Raw genomic sequence first — 17,459 nt, 5'->3', positions numbered from 1 at the left:
TTTTATCATCCCTCTGTCCGCTCTTTTGTCATTCTGAAGGAGTCTGCCCCAAGCAGACGACTGAAGAATCTCAATGACTAATGACTGATAAAGATTCTTCGTTTCACTCAGAATGACAGAGAAAGAAGACAAGCTCAGACGTCGTCCTGAGTGTAACGAAGGAATGACGGAGAAGAAGGATCTTTAAATAAAAAAGAAAAAAGTGGAGAGGAGTCAGATTAATTATTTCTTGACAATTAATTAATTATATATATAATTGTATACAATAACATAATACTTAAGTCTGAGGGTAGTGAAAATACCCTGTAAGTAATCGGGAACCATTATGGTTCTTGGAGACGAACTTGACGGCTGAAAAAGGAGGAGATCTATGCAAAAACTTCTGGTAGTCTTGACTCTTATCGGAATGTGCGGTCTGCTCAATGCAGGTTGGGAGACAATCGGACCATGCGGTGGCTATATGCGTTCTATCGTAATATCGCCCGTCGACAATAATACCCTCTATGCCACATCATATTCCAGCCCGACCAGAGTTTTCAAATCCACAGACGCGGGATTCTCCTGGAATGAGGTCGGTTCTTTCAACAGCTATAACTACTGTATGACGATCAGCTCCACCGGTGTACTCTATGCCGCTTATTATTATTACGTATATAGATCAACCAACGGCGGCGTGACCTGGACTCCGTCATCCGGCATCACGAACACCTATATCTATGACCTCGAAGCACATCCGACAAACCCCAATATCATCTACGGCTGCGGCAGAAAATATATCAGTACGGGTAATTATGCAATGACCTTCCTGAAAAGCACGGACGCCGGCGCTTCCTGGACTACACTCGATCTGGTGAGCGGCGGATATTGTTACGGCTATGGAGTGGGTGTCGACCCCAGTAATCCTGATATCATCTACTGCGGCGGTGCGGGTTACACGAGCACTTACGAGCCCAAGATATTCAAATCCACTGACGGCGGTGCGACCTTCAGCCAGGTCTATTCAAACACCGTGGGTTACTACGTCTATGATGTTGCGGTCCATCCGACAAACTCCAATGTCGTATACGCCTGTACCTATTACGATGGAATATACCGTTCGACCGACGGCGGCTCTACCTGGAGCAAAGTATCCACCTACAACTACAATTACCGCCTCGCCACCTCACCAGCGGATCCTAATTATGTCTATTGTTCAGGCTATGCATACTTTCGGCGCAGTACAAATGCAGGGCTCTCATGGACTGCCGAGGAAGACGGACTCTGCGGCAGTTATAACTACGGTCTTACTGTAAACCCGACTAATTCAGCCATGGTCTTTGTCGCCAACCGGGCAGGAGTATTTAAAACCACAAACAGTGCTTCAAACTGGTTTTTAAGCAGTGACGGTATTGAACTCGGCTTACCGGTCGTCGCGGCAACCGCGGCACCTTCAAATCCCACAACCGTATATTGTCAGGTGGAAGATATCGGAGTTTATAAAACAACCGATTGCGGAACCGAATGGAACCTCTGCCCTTCCTTTTCAAGCTGCGGTGATATGTGTGCCATTGCAATCAAGTACAATGACCCTGATTATGTGATGGCGATCGAAGGGCTCGGCTGAGGTACTGCTCAAGCTTATAAAAGCACAGACGGCGGGTCCGTCTGGTCACTAACCGATCCTGGTTATTACAACACGGGTGGTGATTTAGTCGCCGATCCGAATAATCCTTCAATCTACTGGAGCGGCGGTGATCACTACACCGGCACCATCTATATAATGGCCGTTTCCAAAACCACTAACAGCGGTGCCACCTGGATACGCTATGACCTTGCCACCGGTTCAGGAATCACCAATGCCGTAGCCATCGACCCGACAAATTCAAATATCGTCTATGCCGGCGGTGACGAAAGCAGCAGTGTGGCGATCTATAAAACAACCAACGGCGGTAATTCTTGGTCAAAACTGCCCTGTACCGGTCTGTCCGGCACAACCGTCTACTCTCTGGCGATCGACCCTGACAACACCAATATCATCTATGCCGGAACGAGCATCAATTGCTACAAATCAACCGACGGAGGCAACACCTGGTCAAGCACCGCCTGTCCCGGCGGACAGACGAATGCGGTCATTGTGAACAGAGGTTCAGCGATATATGAAGGTGTCTATGCCGGGACTGAAAGCAACGGCGTGTACTGGAGTACTGACGGCGGTTCATCATGGACCCAGATAAACGAAGGCCTTACTGACCTCGAGATCAATTGTCTCGGTGTCAGTCAGTCCACCTATCTCTATGCCGGAACACAGAACGGCGGAATCCATCGCTGGTCGATTCAGGTGGGTGCCGACGAAAAACAGGAAAACAGAATATCAAAAGAACTCTTCTATATAATGCCCAACCCTGCACAGGGCCGCGCTACGATAACCTATCAACTCTCCAGAGAGAGAGTCGTCACATTATCCATCTATGATATTCAGGGCAGACTTATCAAGGAACTTGTCAGAACGACCCAATCCCCTGGTATCCACAAGATCCAGTGGAATGGAGAAAACAACGAAGGACGAAAACAGAGTGCCGGAATCTACTTTGCCCGTCTCACACTCGGCAATACATCTTATATCCAGAAATTAGTTCTTATAAAGTAGTATAATAAATAATGCGGCTTTCTGAAGATAATCTTCAGGAAGCCGCATCTTCTTCTATAATTCTCTGAATCAGAAAAACACAAGAACCTCTCTCCTTAAACTATTGTTTACTCCAGAGTCCCATGATGTTGCCGCAGGGGTCGGTAAAGAGTGCGTAATATCCGTACTCCTCGGAAATACCTGTCTTCTCTTTGACCACCTGGCCGCCGGCTCCTTTGATCTCTGCAAGCTTCTTGTTTATATCCTCGACCTTGATGTAAAGCACCACACCGTCTTTAACCGGTTTGCTGTCGGTCGTAAAACCACCGCCGTCGTTGTCCGGAGTGGAAAAGGTTATATACTCCCCCATTTCCTGGTTCATCTTCCAGTCAAAAATCTTACTGTAGAACTCCTTTGACTTCTGCGGATCGGTTGTGGGAATTTCAATATGACAGATACCGTGCATAATACCTCCTTTTTAACCCACTGTCTGCAGCGACGGGCAGTTACCCCTCTTTGTCCGTCGTCTGTTTTCAAAAAACTTAGCCCTTGAATTTACTGGGCGGTATGCGATTTGAACGCATGACCTTCGGTATGTGAGACCGACGCTCTAACCAACTGAGCTAACCGCCCGAAAAGACCGGCGAAACTCATCAACCGCTCTTTACCACCCTTCTTCCGATGATTTTGTACTTACCGGAAAGCACAAGATTTATCGCCTCAGTGTAAATCCGGTGTTCTTCTTTCAAAATGCGGGCGGCGAGTGTTTCCGGTGTATCATCATCAAGCACCGGGACAACCGCCTGAGTTATGATCGGACCACCGTCCACAGTATCATCCACAAAGTGAACCGTGCAGCCGGAAAATTTCACACCGTACTCGAGCGCCTTACGCTGAACATCAAGTCCGGGGAAAGAGGGTAAGAGTGCCGGATGGATATTCAAAATCCTGCCGGCGAACGCCTCAAGAAACGGTTTCTTCAATATTCTCATAAATCCTGCAAGACAGACAAGGTCAACCTTCCGTTCTTTCAACGCCTCCACATACTTCTGCTCCACCTCAGGAATGAGCCACGTTTTCTTCGGACCGGGGTCGATATAGAGGGCTTCGATATTATGTTTTCTCGCCCGTTCCAATGCCGGGGCGTCCTTATTATCACTGATCACACAAACAAGCGACGCCTTCAATGTACCGTTCTCAATATTATCGATGATCGCCTGAAGATTGGTCCCTCTGCCGGAGACTAAAACAGCGATATTCTTCATGATCTATTTTAATCAGTTTACGGATAAAGTCAAGGCTGCTTCCGTTTTTTTTGTATTGAAAAGCAGGAAGCAGCCTTGTTTCTGTTATTTTAAGATGATAAGTTTTTTCAAGGAAATCGAATTGTCGGTAGCAAACTTACAGAAATAGACACCGGCTGGAACACGCACATTCCTGTCATCCCGTCCGTTCCAGTAAAGTTGATGAACTCCGGCCTGCTGAATTTCATCGACGAGATTTTTGACCAATCTTCCCTGCACATCATAGACAGATAACTTCACCCTGCTCTCTTCTGACAGAGTATACTGAAATACGGTTCTCTGTCTCATTGGATTGGGTGTTGCGGAAAGACCGAAATTTCCATTCAGGTCGTTGTCCACCTCTTCTGTACCTACCAACAAAGACCAGCGGTACATACTCTTACCATTGGTTCCTGCAAAGAGATACATTCCCGGATTAATATCCAGACATTCGATATCAAATGTTCCGAGCCCTTCATTCATCTGTGACCAACTGGCGCCGCTGTTTGTACTTACATAAACACCATTACTGGAAGTACCGGCGTAGATAGTAGCATTATCATCCGGGTCGATGACGAGCGCATTGGTCCTGCCGCCGCTGAATCCTGTGCTTGACCAGGTGGATCCTCCGTTCGTCGATTTATAAACACCGTTGAGTGTCCCGGCGTAAAGAACATCCGTATTCACCGGATCGACCGCCAGACTGTAAACATAACCTGATAAACCGGTCGCCGGCAACTTACTCCAGTTCGCACCGTTGTTCGTCGTCTTGTATACAGCCGGTGCACTGCTTTCATATCCTCCGGCATAAACGACGTTCGAGTTCAACGGATCAACCGCCACCGTATATGTCGCACCCGAAGTGGAGCCCAGATTATACCTTATCCAGCTCGTCCCGCTGTTCGTCGTCTTGGAAACAGCCATTACATACGCGCTGCCGGTGTAGTAATCACCGCTGCTCCAGCAGATTGAATTGTTGTTAGGATCACCGGCTAATGCATAGCCGGTATTATAATAACCTGAATCACTCATTGACCAGACGGACCCGCCGTCTGTGCTTTTATAAGCCTGGGCAGTGCCTCAGCCAAGCCCTTCGATTGCAATGACGGTATTGGGGTCTGCGTTGTGAATCCAGAAATCATTCATATCACCGCAGCTTGAAAAACTCGGCAGTTTGTTCCATTCTGAACCATTGTTTGTTGTCTTATAAACCCCGACGTCTTCAAAGGTGATATAGACCGTGGACGGCTGAGATGGAGCGGCTCTGAGTGCGATGATGTCGGCGAGGAGCAGCCCGTTATTCGATTCATACCAGGAATTTCCCGTATTGGTACTCTTGAAAACACCCGATCTCTCGCCGAGATAGACCTCTGAGGCGTTCATTGCATTTATCGCCAGTCCGTAATAAGTACCGCCTGTCGGTAATCCGGACGTCACCGTACTCCAGCTTGCACCGGCATTGGTGCTTCTGTAGACATAATAATAACCGCTGCTGAACACCAGATCAGGATCCGCCGGAGTTGTCGCCATGCGGTAGTTGTAATTACCCGTGTGAACCTTACTCCAGGTCGAACCACCGTTGGTTGTACGGTATATTCCATCCAGATAAGTCCCGACGTAGACGATATTTGAATTGCCGGGATGAACCGCCACTGAATAGACGTAGTAACCGGCACTGCCGCTGAACACCTCGGTAAAGGTGGAACCACCGTCGGTCGATTTGAATACCTTTGGTGTATATGTCCCTGAATAACTGGAACCTCCCACATAAACAGTATTCGGAGAAGAAGGATCAACAGCAACACACCATCCATAACAATAACCGCCGCTGACAATATCTGTAGTAGTCCAGCTCACTCCGCTGTTTGTACTCTTCAAAAATGCCATCGCATAATTACCTGTGCTGACGTATCTCCTTCCTGCACCGTAAATGATTGATGAATTCGCGGGATTCACGGCGAGACCGTAGACATAGACACCATTGGTCGTACTGCTGCTCCACGAAACACCGCCGTCGGTTGATCTGTATACATAATAATAAGTACCGGCGTACAGATTATTGTCGTTATTCGGGTCAATCGCCATACAGTAGTTCGTATTTCCGTAAGAACCCACCTGGTTCCAGGTTTCACCGCCGTCGGTCGATTTTACGATTTTACACGGAGAATAGTATGTCGCTCCATAAATCAAATTGGCGTCACTACTTGAGACCACTAATGAACGTATATATCCCCCTTCAGGTCCGATGGACTCCCAGGCAGCAGCAGCCAGACTGCTTAATCCGATAAGAAAGAGTATAACAAGGGTCTTTCTCATATCTCCTCCTTCCGTAGACCGTTCTGTGTCAAAAAGGAGCTTTTAATCTTGAACACAAAACGGCTCAATCAACCCTCGAAAGACTTAAATCTTATGTTATATTATAATTATATATACATATATGTCAAGAGTTGAGTTTAAAGTAATCTTTATATATGCCTATTCAAGTGAACTCTTGAGCTGTTCGATTTCGCGCCGGCTCAGTGCCCGAAGACCACCGGGTTTCAGCCCTTTCAACTTCAACGGTCCTATTGCCGACCGTTTGATGCGCAAAACCGGATGGTGCAGCCGCTCAAACATCCTCTTTATCTGATTCTGACGCCCTTCAATCAATGTAAGCACCAGCCAGGTATTGGATCTTGTCCTGCGCTCTATATCAACCCGAGCAGGTAAAGTCGTAGTACGCGGAGCGATCCTGACACCTGTGCGTATCTGTCGAAGAACCTGCTCATCAGGCTTTCCCTTAACCTTAACGAGATAGGTCTTGGGCAGATGGCTGCGGGGATGCATAATCTTATTTGCAAGCTCGCCGTCATTGGTGAAGAGAAGTAAACCTTCGGCGTCCCAATCGAGCCGTCCCACCGGAAAAACACGCACCCGAATCCTGTTCATCGCCAATAAATCAGCCACTGTGGGACGCCCCTTCGGGTCGGCGAGGGTCGTCAGCATCTTCATTGGTTTATACGCCATATAATACTGCTTCGACGGTGCGCCGTGGATCAACTTCCCGTCCACCTTGACGAAATCCTTCGCCGCATCCGCCTTTGTACCGAGTTTCTTAATCACCCTGCCGTTGACTGTAACCCGACCTGCAAGTATCAATTCTTCAGCCCTGCGTCGTGAACAAACACCTGCACGGGCGAGAATCTTCTGCAAACGCTCCTGTGCCATCTTCCATAACTCCTTAGCTATTTTATATCAATTATCGATTCAGTCAATATCAATCAACAGAATAAGCGATTATTGACATCAACGGTGATGTGGATAAAATAAAAAATGGGTATAAAAACTTCACGGAGGTGAAATTATGAAAAAAATATTTTTTTTAACTATACTTTTCATCTTCACCGCCGTTTCGATAAACGGCTGTGGTTCTGAAAAACTCACTTTTGTAACAATCGGCACCGGCGGCGTGACCGGCTTATATTACCCCACAGGAGGCGCGATCAGCAGAATGCTCAACAAAAGAGTTGATGAATTCAAGATCAAAGCAACCGTCGAGTCAACGAGCGGTTCGGTCTTCAACATCAACGCGGTCATAAAAGGCGATATGGAATTCGGAATCGCCCAATCAGACCGGCAGTACCAGGCATACAACGGCCTGGCAGAATGGTCTGAATCAGGTCCCCAGAAAGAACTGCGTTCGATCTTTTCAATCCATCCTGAACCGATCACCCTGGTGGTATCGGAGAAAAGCCGGATAAAGACAATCGCCGATTTAAAAGGAAAACGGATAAATCTTGGAAATCCCGGTTCAGGACAACTCCAGAATTCAAAGGATATCATTGCCGCGGCGGGACTTACGGAAAAAGACATCCTTGCGGAATACGTAAAGGCGGTCGAGGCACCGGGGCTGTTGCAGGATGAACGACTTGACGGTTTTTTCTATACGGTGGGCCATCCCAACGGCAACATAAAAGAAGCGACATCAGGTCGGATCAAGGTCTACATCGTGCCGATCACCGGCAAGGCGATAGACGAACTGCTTGAAAAATATTCATATTACGCCAGGGCGGTGATCCCCCATGAATTCTATCCCCGCGCCCTGAACACCGACGATATCGAAACGATCGGCGTCAAGGCGACCTTCATCACCTCCAGCGCAGTCGATGAGGACCTCGTATATGCAATCACCAAGGTAGTATTTGAAAATTTCGAGGAATTCAAATCGCTCCATCCGGCATATAAAATCCTGACCAAAGAAAATATGCTGCAGGGGCTCTCCGCACCCATTCATAAAGGTGCATTAAAATACTATAAAGAGGTCGGCCTGGACAGATACATCGCACCGGAACTGATTATTGAATAGACAGAGGATGCGCCGAACCAGCAAACTCGAGTTAGCAAAAGAGATTCTCGAAGAAGAAACCGGTAAACTCAGAACCGACAAAAAGAGCGACAGGATCGTAATCGCTGCGCTCTCGATCGGCTGGGCGCTCTTCCAGCTCGCCCTCCCCCGTTTCATCATCCTTGACAGCATCACGATAAGGGCCGTCCACCTTGCCTTCGCCGTAATGCTTGTTTTCCTTACGATCCCTCTCTTAAAAAGAAGGGGTGAAATCAAATTCTTGAATTCAAAAAAATACATCCCGCTGCTGGATTATCTCCTGGCAGTGGTCGCTTGCTTTACCGTCCTCTATATTGTACTGGACTGGACCGGTATATCGATGCGCGCGGGAATACCGGGGGTCCGCGACATTGTAATGAGTATTCTCCTGATAATCATCGTCTTTGAGGCATCACGCCGTGCCATCGGCATACCCCTCGTCCTCATCGCAATCCTCTTTACGATCTACTCTTTTGTCGGTCCTTATCTGCCGTCGGTCTTTGCCCTGCGCGGAGTATCCTTAGAAAAATATCTGAGTCAGGTGGCGCTTTCAACCGAAGGCATCTATGGTATTCCCCTTGATGTCTCGGCGAACACCGTTTTTCTGTTCGTGCTCTTGGGCGCGATGCTCGAGCGTGCCGGTGCAGTCCACTTCTTCAATGACCTCGCAATATCCCTGCTCGGCAGATTCAAAGGCGGTCCGGCGAAAGCCGCTGTGGTGGCGAGCGGTCTTACCGGCCTTGTCTCGGGTTCGAGTATCGCCAACGTCGTCACAACCGGAACATTCACGATTCCCCTTATGAAGAAGGTCGGTTATCCGGCGAAAGTCGCAGCGGCGACCGAAGTGGCTGCGAGCACAAACGGACAACTGATGCCGCCGATAATGGGTGCCGCCGCATTCATCATCGCCGAATACCTGAGTATTCCTTATCTCGATGTAGTCAAGGCGGCTGCAATCCCCGCCTTTGTATCATACTTCGCCCTCTTCTATCTCACCCACCTTGAGGCGTCAAAACTCGGTATGAAAGGACTTCCTGAATCCGATATACCTGATTTCACCACGGTATTGAAGAACGGTTTCTATTATCTGATTCCCCTCTTTATGTTGATTTACGAACTGATGGTTCTGCGCCATACTCCGAAACTCGCCGCATTCAATGCAATCGTCGTTCTGATGGTGATCATCTTTATCCGTGAAACAACCCGGGCGTTGAAGAACAAAAAAAGTGTAATATATGGAATAATCACGTCGATAAAAACAATCGGGAACGGTTTCATCGCCGGCTCACGCAATATGCTCACCGTCGCCCTGGCGACGGCATGCGCCGGGATCGTCGTCGGCATCGTCACAATGGGCATAGGCAGTCTCATCGTGCAGATCGTGGAAATCATCTCCGCCGGTAATATATTCCTGCTCCTTCTGATTACCGCCGTAGCCAGTCTGATCATCGGAATGGGATTACCGACCACCGCCACCTATATCGTGATGGCGTCGATCACGGTCCCCGTCATTATGACCTTGAGCCAGAAAGCCGGGATCGGCTATATCCCGGCGATCGCCGCACATCTGTTCTGTTTCTATTTCGGAATTCTCGCCGACGACACCCCGCCTGTGGGGCTTGCGGCGTACAGCGCGGCGGCGATCGCAAAATCCGACCCCATTCCCACGGGAATAAAAGGATTCAGTTATGATCTGAGAACCGCTGTTATTCCGTTTATGTTCATCTTCAATTCAGAATTGGTGCTCTTCGGAATAAATAACTTTTTCCAGGGATTCTTGATTTTCGCGATGGCGGTCTTCGGCGCCTTCGCCTTTTCCAACGCGGTTCAGGGATGGTTTCTCACCAAAAACCGATGGTATGAAATTCCGTTCTTGCTCGCTGCCTCAACACTCTTTTTCTACCCTGCTGTTATAACCCGGTTATTCGGGTTGAATTACGAACTGCGTTATTTTATGTATGGATTCGCTTTTTTAATCTACGGAGCGGTCTTTTTCGCCCAGAAAACAAGGCTCAAAAAATAAAGACTAAAACTGAAAATAAGTGGAGAAATCGAGTTTGAATCCTTCGGGATAATACTCACCCCGTTCCTTGTTCATCACATACTTTCCTTTATACTGCTGTTTGATAATCATATTAAGGACGTCACAGAAATAATCAATCTCTTCTTTGGTGTTGTACATACCGAAGCTGATGCGAACCGTTCCAGGTACCTTTGAACGGTCGCGTGCAAGAATTCTCGCCTTGTTCTCCTCCTGCTCTTCAGAACTGATATTGAGTAAATGGTTCACATAGGGTTGAGAACAGAAACATCCGTTACGTACTCCGATACCGCCTTCATAACTCAGGATCGCAGCGACAAGGGCATGATGAACACCCTTCACATTAAATGAAATCACCCCGAGCCTTTGGGCTGCATTCTCGGGGTTTTTATCGCCGTAGATAATTATCTCGGGCATTGCATTAAGTTTTTTAAGTGCATACGCCGTAAGTTCAGCCTCGTGCGCGATGATCTCCTGAAAACCGACTTCTTCAATCAGTTTTATCACTTCAGCAAGTGCGATCACACCGACGATATCCGGGGTGCCGGCTTCTTCGCGTTCCGGCAGATCTTTCCAGTAGGCGCTCTCCAGACTAACCACATCAACAGTGCCTCCGCCCACATATTCAGGATCACGAATCTCAAAAAGATTCTTTGCGGTCACCAGTACTCCGATGCCGAAAGGAGCGTACATCTTGTGCGCTGCAAATGCAAGATAATCGAGATGTTCAGGACTGTCACTCGGTTTGACGTCAATGGGCCGATGGGGTGCAAGTTGAGCGGCGTCGACCGCGATCTGAGCTCCGACTTCATGTACCTTTCGGGCGAATTCATGTATCGGATTGATATATCCCGTAACATTGGATGCGCCGTTCACAGCCAGCAGTTGCACCTGCCCCCCGTATTTCTTCAATTTTTCATCAAAATCAGCGGTGTTGATCGTTCCGTCGGGATTCAAAGCGATATGGACGACCTTTCCGACCCTGCGCCAGGGCAGCTCATTGGAATGATGTTCCATGATTGTCGTCAGGATGACCGGCTTTTCTTCACCTGCCGCCGGACAGCAGAACCGGCTGGCGAGTTTATTTATCGCCTCGGTGGTGTTTTTGCAGAAAATCACACTCGATTTTTCGTCCGCCTTGACAAAGTCGGCTATCATTCGGCGGCCCTCTTCGAACACCCACGAGGATATCTGCGACTTGAAACCCGTGCCTCGATGAACATTCGAATACCATCTGCAGAATTCATTAACCTTCTGCTGCACGGGCAACAGCGGCGGCGTACTGGCTGCGTTGTCAAAGTTTACATATCTTCTTTTTGAACCGTCGAGCAAAATAACTTCTGCATCCAGTCCAACAACCTGTTTTTGTAATTCATTCAGTTTCATATAGGGATTATTATATCTATCTTACAAAAACAGTCAAGCTGTACTTATATAAAATAATAATGAATCCCACTGAATTCCACTGAAAAGTCAAGGGATGTGAGATGTCAGGCTATCACCTTGACAAGGGCACGATCACCCGTATACTTAACTGAAATCACGAGGAAAGAAAATATCTATGATTAGATTCGAGAATCTTGAAGTCACTTTCAACAACAATACAATCATCAAGAATCTGAACTTCGACGTTGCAAAAGGCGACAAGCTGCTCATCTACGGTAAATCAGGCATCGGTAAGACGACTATATTCAGACTGCTGCTCGGTTTTGAAAAAATTCAGAAGGGTTCGATATACTTTCTGGGAAAACCGCTTAATGAAAAGACAGTCTGGGAACTCAGAAAAAAGATCGCCTATGTCAGCCAGGACCTGGATATCGGCGGTGGTAATGTCTTCAATCTGATTCGGAATATTTTTTCATATAAAACAAACATCGATGTGCCTTTTGATAAAGAACGGTTGAAAGAACTGCTCTTCTTTTTCAGATTAAAAAAAGATATTCTCGACGACGATTACGAGAAGTTGTCCGGCGGCGAAAAACAGAGGATAGCGCTCATCATCGCGGTCCTCCTCAACCGGGATATCTTCCTCCTTGATGAAGCGACCTCTGCACTGGACAACGAACTTAAAAAAAAGGTTATAGAATACTTCATCGGAAACAAAAACTGGACAGTCCTCGCCATCGCCCATGACCGACACTGGCTCAATCAACCCGGTTTGAAGATTATAAAGATCGGAGATTGAAAATGCAGACACCCGACATCTCGAATTTTTCATTATTTCTGTGCTCCCTCCTCCTCATAATACCCTTTGTCATAAGCATCATCACCAAACTGGGTATAATCAAAACCACCCTGATTTCCGTCGCGAGGATGGCGATTCAACTCGTACTCATCGGGATCTTCTTGAAATACCTCTTTCTCCTCAATTCCTCCATTGTGAACATCCTCTGGCTTGTCGTCATGATCGTCGTCGCGACATTCAATGTAACCAGGAAAGTAAAATTGAAATTCAAGATATTCTTTTTACCCACCTGTATTTCATTCCTCATCGCCACCTTCGCCGTTATCCTCTATTTCACGACCTTTGTTCTGAATCTGAAAAATATCCTTGATGCAAGATTCTTTGTGGTCGTCGGCGGCATGCTTCTGGGAAATTCATTAAGAGGAAACATCATCGGGATAACCGATTTCTATAAAAGCATAAGACGGGATGAACAGCGGTATCTATACAGACTTTCGGTCGGTGCCACGGTCATGGAAGCCCTGTTACCTTACTTGAGAAACAGTTTGAGCGCCGCTCTACAACCGACAATCGCCACAATGGCGACGATGGGTATCGTCTTCTTACCCGGAATGATGACCGGTCAGATTCTGGGAGGACTCTCTCCGCTGCTTGCCATCAAATACCAGATCGCCATAATGATCGCAATCTTCGTCTCCACGACCATCGCGATCAATCTGACTATTTTACTCACCACAAAGACCTGTTTTGACGGATACGGTCTGCTCAAGAAAGAACTGTTCGATACATAGATCGGCTCTTCTTCCCCTCTTCTATATCTTCTAATCTCCTGACTCAGGAACATGGCTCGCCGCATCAATAATCTCTTCTGCAGGAAGGATAACCGGCAGCATACCCATACTCTGTATTCCACCTCCGATACCGCCCATATCAAGTTGGGTGGGGTTGGTGACCTTCAACAGAAGTATCCCGACCGACTCGCCGCTCAAATTGAAGGCGGGGATTCCCAATCCACCAAATATTCCGCTGAAGCCCGGCACAAAAAGCATCCTCGGTTTTTCGACGATCGCCTGAATACGGCATATCGAAGCATAGGGAGTGTAACCGGCAACACTTCCCAGACGTGATATAAGAACAACCTGTTCCATCATATCGGGTCGGCAGTTCTCCTTAAGGTCGATCCAGTCTATTTTACCTTCGATCTTCTCCGTCGGCCTGAGGAAGGCGATATCCAGATCCCTGTCGCGCAGCACGATCTTGGCCGGCACCTCGGTACCGTCGGAGAGAAGCAGTTTAACCGATTTTATCTTCGTCTTACTGTCCAGACCAAAGGTCATAGCGGATGGATCGATACTCGACAATGATAATATAACCAAACCAGAAGGATCAATAATCGTGCCCAGAACCTCTGCCTTGTTTTCATAGTCATGCATCTCCAGAACGACCTTTATCATCACAACCGCATCCTGTCGTTCCTCAACGATCTTCCGGGCTGCTTCGGCTGCTTCATCGGCGTGGATAAAATTTATTGCGATGAAGAATATAAAGAACCATATTCTCATAAACTCTATACTTTCCTTGTAATCTTCATTCATCTCAACCTCCAGTCCTGGTGCCCTACCTGTTTCCCTGCTCCCAATTGGGTTCTATTTCAATAAAGAAACTGTGGATGCCGCGTATGACCTGCAGCACCACGCTCCTCGACTTCTTCTCTTTGACTTCAGACATAATCCGTCTGAACGATTCGACGTCGGCGACGGTCTTATTATCCATCATAACGATCAGATCACCCACTGCTAAGTGGGCGAGTGCTGCCCAGCCTCCACTGCTCACCTCATCCACCAGCACCCCTTTCATTTTGTCGTCCCATTTCTGTTCCACGCGGTCCATAAAAGCGATATCCCGCACCACCAGTTCAAAATTCGTGTCGCGGTAGCGTTTCACCTCATTCGGCGGAACAGGTGACTTTCCGAGTTCCACGGTCAAATCAAATTTTTTATCATCACGTAATACTGTAAGTACAACCCGGGAACCGATCTTGTGCCTTCGTATCATAACCGGAAAGACATCGATATCCGCAGGATTGGTGGCGGACACAGAATCGCCGTCAACCGCCACAATTATATCTCCCACCTTGATCCCCGCACGTTCAGCAGGTGTCTTCTTAAAAACCTGGGTAATTCGTACGCCTTTACAACCCTCAATGCCGAGTGACCTGGCGATATCCTTTGTCAACACCTGTATCGCCACACCGAGCCATGCCTTTCTCAACTCTTCACCCTGTGCCTCGACCTCTTTGATGCCCACCTCGACAACAGTAAGATGGCGTTCATCCTTCCGTTCAAAGGTCACCAGCATGGGGGTTATATCAGTGATCTTCTCGGTCAACTCAACCAGTTCCTTTACATTTCTAATCGAGCGGTCATTGACCCTGACGATTATATCACCCTGGATAACAGCCGGTTTCGCTTCACCACAGGGCCCGCCCGGCCGCACCGAGGTGACGAGCACGCCGTCCTGATTATCCCTTTTGAGTTCCTTGGCGATAAAAAGAGAGACATCCCGTACAGTAATCCCCCATTTCTTGAGCTCCACTGTCTTCGGCAACACATATTCCCGTTCCCGCGGGGTGACATGTAAAGTTATCTCTGCACCGTTGCGTATGACGACGGCTTCCACCGGCTCTCCTATCGGGCAATCCATAAGGAGTTGATTGAACATCGGAAGTTCCTCTGCAAAACGAACGCAGATATCTTTTCCCTTGAATCTGACAAGCACGTCACCCGGTGAAAAACCGGCATCCTGCGCCGGTGAACCGTCGATGACACCGCTGATCAAAATCCCTTCTTTCTGATTACCGTGTTTTAAAAGCGGCTGAACCTCAAAACCGAACCAGCTGCGCCGGACTCTTCCATGAGCAATCAACTCAGAAGCAATCTTCTTCGCCAGATTGCCGGGTATGGCACCGCCTATACCCAGACTGATTTCATTTATCCCGACGATATCTCCCTCGGCATTCACAAGAGGACCGCCCGAGTTTCCCGGATAGATCGCTGCATCGTGTCCGATCCATCTCACCAGAGAACCGACGTCTTCTCCTTCGAGGGTGAATCTGAACGGCCAGAATACCTCGGGAATCACCAATTCTGTATTACTCACGATACCCGAGGTCACGGACTGGGAAAGTGCCAGGGGACTACCCATGGCAAACACCCTGTCCCCTACTTTCAACTCATCCGAGTCGCCGAATTGTGCAAACGGAAATTTTCTTTTTTTGTTCGGCAGCAGTTTGACCACGGAAATGTCCGCCAGGGGGTCGGTCCCGACCAATTCGGCTTCAATCTCCTCTTTATTTGCGAGCGTACACACTATCCGCTTCGCCCTGCCCGCCACATGGTGGTTTGTGATGATATGTCCTTCTTCTGTAATAATCACTCCGCTCCCGACCGACTCGTACTTCACTTCACGCCCCTGATCATCGTAAACCGTCACCACATGGAGTCTCACCAACGCCGGCTTTATCTTTGCAACCGCGATTTCAGCGGCGTTCTCATCATCCGTAAATTCTAATGCCGGACCAGCGGGGACACTTTCGGCGGATGCTGTCGGAAAGAACAAGAGTAAATGAATTAAGAAAAAAACGACCCCGCCAAAATAAAATCCTTCTCTCATACAACTCTCCCTTCGGCCTAAACCGGTTATTATCCTCAGAATTTTTATCTTCACTGATCAGGACTCTTTTATCCCCACCCGTTTCTTTTCAACAGAGGTGTAATGTTTATCCCGGAACTGATAATACAGAGAAACAAAGAGTTGAATCAATTTTTTCAATTCCGGGTCCTTCTCGACAAATTCATCCTGGATATAGATGAGGGTCGTGGCGACGATCATCTTATCGCGAAAGGCATGGGGTGAATCCAGTTCCCCTTTCTTGGCCAGTCTGACGAGATTATCAAGGCTTATCAGAACGATACGGAACTGGTCTTTGTAATTGTTCGAACGCGGCTTTCTGGCTCTTGCTTCCCTGATGAGTTTGATCGCTTCCATCAAAGAGAGTTCAAAGACCGCATATTCGCTGTTGAGTACCGCCATATCTTCATCGGAGATGTCATAAGGCTGCCAATCAACATTATACACCCGGTCTGTCTTATACTGTCCATAGATCGTCGCCAGAAATGTAATGTAATCCCGCAAGCCGCCGGACAGCTGGGTCTCAAGGGGTCCTTGAAGCCATTTTAAAATCATCGCGATGCGGACACGTTCTTTTAAAATTTCCAGGGACGGCGCTTTTTCTCTTTTGATGATATTCTCCAACTCATCTAAGGCACCGGCTTTGATTTCCGCCCCCTTTACAAGACTTTTGCTTAAATACCGATACAGAATGTCCCCCCGGAAATTCTGTATCTCCTCCTTGGAATCGGCATATGTACGATTGATGAACGCCTGGATCAATTTATTGTTGAAAACCAACTCCTTGGGCAGTTTGTCGGTCGAAAGTAAAAATTTGAAATAGGCGGTGAAGTTTTCAGCATCGCGGAGAACGATGTAGCGCTCCACGAGAAATCGAATCTTTTTGTAAAGTGCATCAAGCATCGTTTCAGCAGAGGTGTCTTTCGCGATAAAAGAAAGTATATCTTCTATATTCTCCAGATGAGTCGCCATTACATACATATTACATAAGATGAGAAAGAAGTCAATAATTATTTGCAAAAACAGAGAAGCCCCGATTAAGGGGCTTCTCTGTTACACCGGACGTGTACATTATTCTCGTTCGACACGTTCAACCTGGGTGGCTTTCTCTCCTTTCGGAGATTGTGTAATCTCAAACTTAACCCTCTCACCTTCATGGAGGGTGCGATATCCTTCTCCAACTATATCGGTAAAATGGACGAATACATCACCACTGCCGTCTTCTTTCGCGATGAAACCAAAACCCTTTTTACTGTCGAACCATTTCACGTTTCCGTAGGTTGGCACATAAC

The 17,459-nt window shown here is 47.7% G+C and carries 16 protein-coding genes and 1 tRNA gene; 6 read left to right on the top strand and 11 right to left on the bottom strand.

Annotated features, from left to right (window positions below; genetic code table 11):
• Window positions 1–370: 370 nt before the first annotated feature.
• Both ENI34_02585 and ENI34_02580 read left to right on the top strand, forming a co-directional pair.
• The gene (locus ENI34_02585) at window positions 371–1,603 is read left to right on the top strand and encodes a hypothetical protein (protein ID HEC78013.1); all 1,233 of its coding nucleotides are present in this window, start codon (window positions 371–373) and stop codon (window positions 1,601–1,603) included.
• Between the two features lie 156 nt (window positions 1,604–1,759).
• Window positions 1,760–2,626: a T9SS type A sorting domain-containing protein gene (locus ENI34_02580; protein HEC78012.1), complete on the top strand. Its 867-nt coding sequence runs from the start codon at window positions 1,760–1,762 to the stop codon at window positions 2,624–2,626.
• 100 nt (window positions 2,627–2,726) lie between these two features.
• Here ENI34_02580 and ENI34_02575 read toward each other — a convergent pair whose 3' ends face one another.
• From ENI34_02575 to ENI34_02550, 6 genes are all read right to left on the bottom strand, one after another.
• Window positions 2,727–3,071 carry a VOC family protein gene (locus tag ENI34_02575; protein HEC78011.1) on the bottom strand — a complete coding sequence of 115 codons (345 nt, stop codon included), beginning with the start codon at window positions 3,069–3,071 and terminating at the stop codon, window positions 2,727–2,729.
• A 93-nt stretch (window positions 3,072–3,164) separates the two neighbouring features.
• Window positions 3,165–3,238 (bottom strand) — tRNA-Val (locus ENI34_02570).
• A 20-nt stretch (window positions 3,239–3,258) separates the two neighbouring features.
• Window positions 3,259–3,870: a phosphoribosylglycinamide formyltransferase gene (locus ENI34_02565; GenBank protein HEC78010.1), complete on the bottom strand. Its 612-nt coding sequence runs from the start codon at window positions 3,868–3,870 to the stop codon at window positions 3,259–3,261.
• 84 nt (window positions 3,871–3,954) lie between these two features.
• Window positions 3,955–4,920, bottom strand: coding sequence for a T9SS type A sorting domain-containing protein (locus ENI34_02560; protein HEC78009.1), 966 nt, complete (start codon window positions 4,918–4,920; stop codon window positions 3,955–3,957).
• Between the two features lie 48 nt (window positions 4,921–4,968).
• Entirely contained in the window at window positions 4,969–6,204 is a 1,236-nt protein-coding gene (locus tag ENI34_02555; GenBank protein HEC78008.1) for a hypothetical protein, read from the bottom strand.
• Window positions 6,205–6,363: 159 nt separating this feature from the next.
• Window positions 6,364–7,095, bottom strand: coding sequence for an rRNA pseudouridine synthase (locus ENI34_02550; protein ID HEC78007.1), 732 nt, complete (start codon window positions 7,093–7,095; stop codon window positions 6,364–6,366).
• Between the two features lie 136 nt (window positions 7,096–7,231).
• Between ENI34_02550 and ENI34_02545 the strand changes: the two genes are divergently transcribed.
• Entirely contained in the window at window positions 7,232–8,233 is a 1,002-nt protein-coding gene (locus ENI34_02545) for a TAXI family TRAP transporter solute-binding subunit (GenBank protein ID HEC78006.1), read from the top strand.
• 7 nt (window positions 8,234–8,240) lie between these two features.
• On the top strand, window positions 8,241–10,274 hold the full coding sequence (locus ENI34_02540; GenBank protein HEC78005.1) for a TRAP transporter permease: 2,034 nt from the start codon (window positions 8,241–8,243) through the stop codon (window positions 10,272–10,274).
• Between the two features lie 3 nt (window positions 10,275–10,277).
• Here ENI34_02540 and ENI34_02535 read toward each other — a convergent pair whose 3' ends face one another.
• Complete coding sequence (locus ENI34_02535) at window positions 10,278–11,678, bottom strand: aminotransferase class V-fold PLP-dependent enzyme (protein ID HEC78004.1); 1,401 nt, start codon at window positions 11,676–11,678, stop codon at window positions 10,278–10,280.
• A 175-nt stretch (window positions 11,679–11,853) separates the two neighbouring features.
• Between ENI34_02535 and ENI34_02530 the strand changes: the two genes are divergently transcribed.
• Both ENI34_02530 and ENI34_02525 read left to right on the top strand, forming a co-directional pair.
• Window positions 11,854–12,477 (top strand): ATP-binding cassette domain-containing protein, encoded by a 624-nt coding sequence (locus ENI34_02530; protein ID HEC78003.1) that lies wholly within the window; start codon window positions 11,854–11,856, stop codon window positions 12,475–12,477.
• Between the two features lie 2 nt (window positions 12,478–12,479).
• On the top strand, window positions 12,480–13,268 hold the full coding sequence (locus ENI34_02525) for an ABC transporter permease (GenBank protein ID HEC78002.1): 789 nt from the start codon (window positions 12,480–12,482) through the stop codon (window positions 13,266–13,268).
• A 30-nt stretch (window positions 13,269–13,298) separates the two neighbouring features.
• On the opposite strand, the gene ENI34_02520 is transcribed toward ENI34_02525, so the two are convergent.
• The 4 genes from ENI34_02520 to ENI34_02505 all read right to left on the bottom strand — a co-directional run bounded on the left by ENI34_02520 (window position 13,299) and on the right by ENI34_02505 (window position 17,454).
• Window positions 13,299–14,072, bottom strand: a complete 774-nt coding sequence (locus tag ENI34_02520) for a hypothetical protein (protein HEC78001.1) — start codon at window positions 14,070–14,072, stop codon at window positions 13,299–13,301.
• A gap of 22 nt (window positions 14,073–14,094) precedes the next feature.
• Window positions 14,095–16,149, bottom strand: a complete 2,055-nt coding sequence (locus tag ENI34_02515; protein ID HEC78000.1) for a PDZ domain-containing protein — start codon at window positions 16,147–16,149, stop codon at window positions 14,095–14,097.
• Window positions 16,150–16,206: 57 nt separating this feature from the next.
• Window positions 16,207–17,139: a hypothetical protein gene (locus ENI34_02510; protein HEC77999.1), complete on the bottom strand. Its 933-nt coding sequence runs from the start codon at window positions 17,137–17,139 to the stop codon at window positions 16,207–16,209.
• 99 nt (window positions 17,140–17,238) lie between these two features.
• Window positions 17,239–17,454, bottom strand: a complete 216-nt coding sequence (locus tag ENI34_02505) for a cold-shock protein (protein HEC77998.1) — start codon at window positions 17,452–17,454, stop codon at window positions 17,239–17,241.
• Window positions 17,455–17,459 lie beyond the last annotated feature (5 nt).

This window comes from candidate division WOR-3 bacterium, assembly GCA_011052815.1.
GTDB lineage: Bacteria > Hydrothermota > Tepidihabitantia > SM23-42 > SM23-42 > DRIG01.
This window is presented reverse-complemented; position numbering and strand designations above follow the sequence as displayed.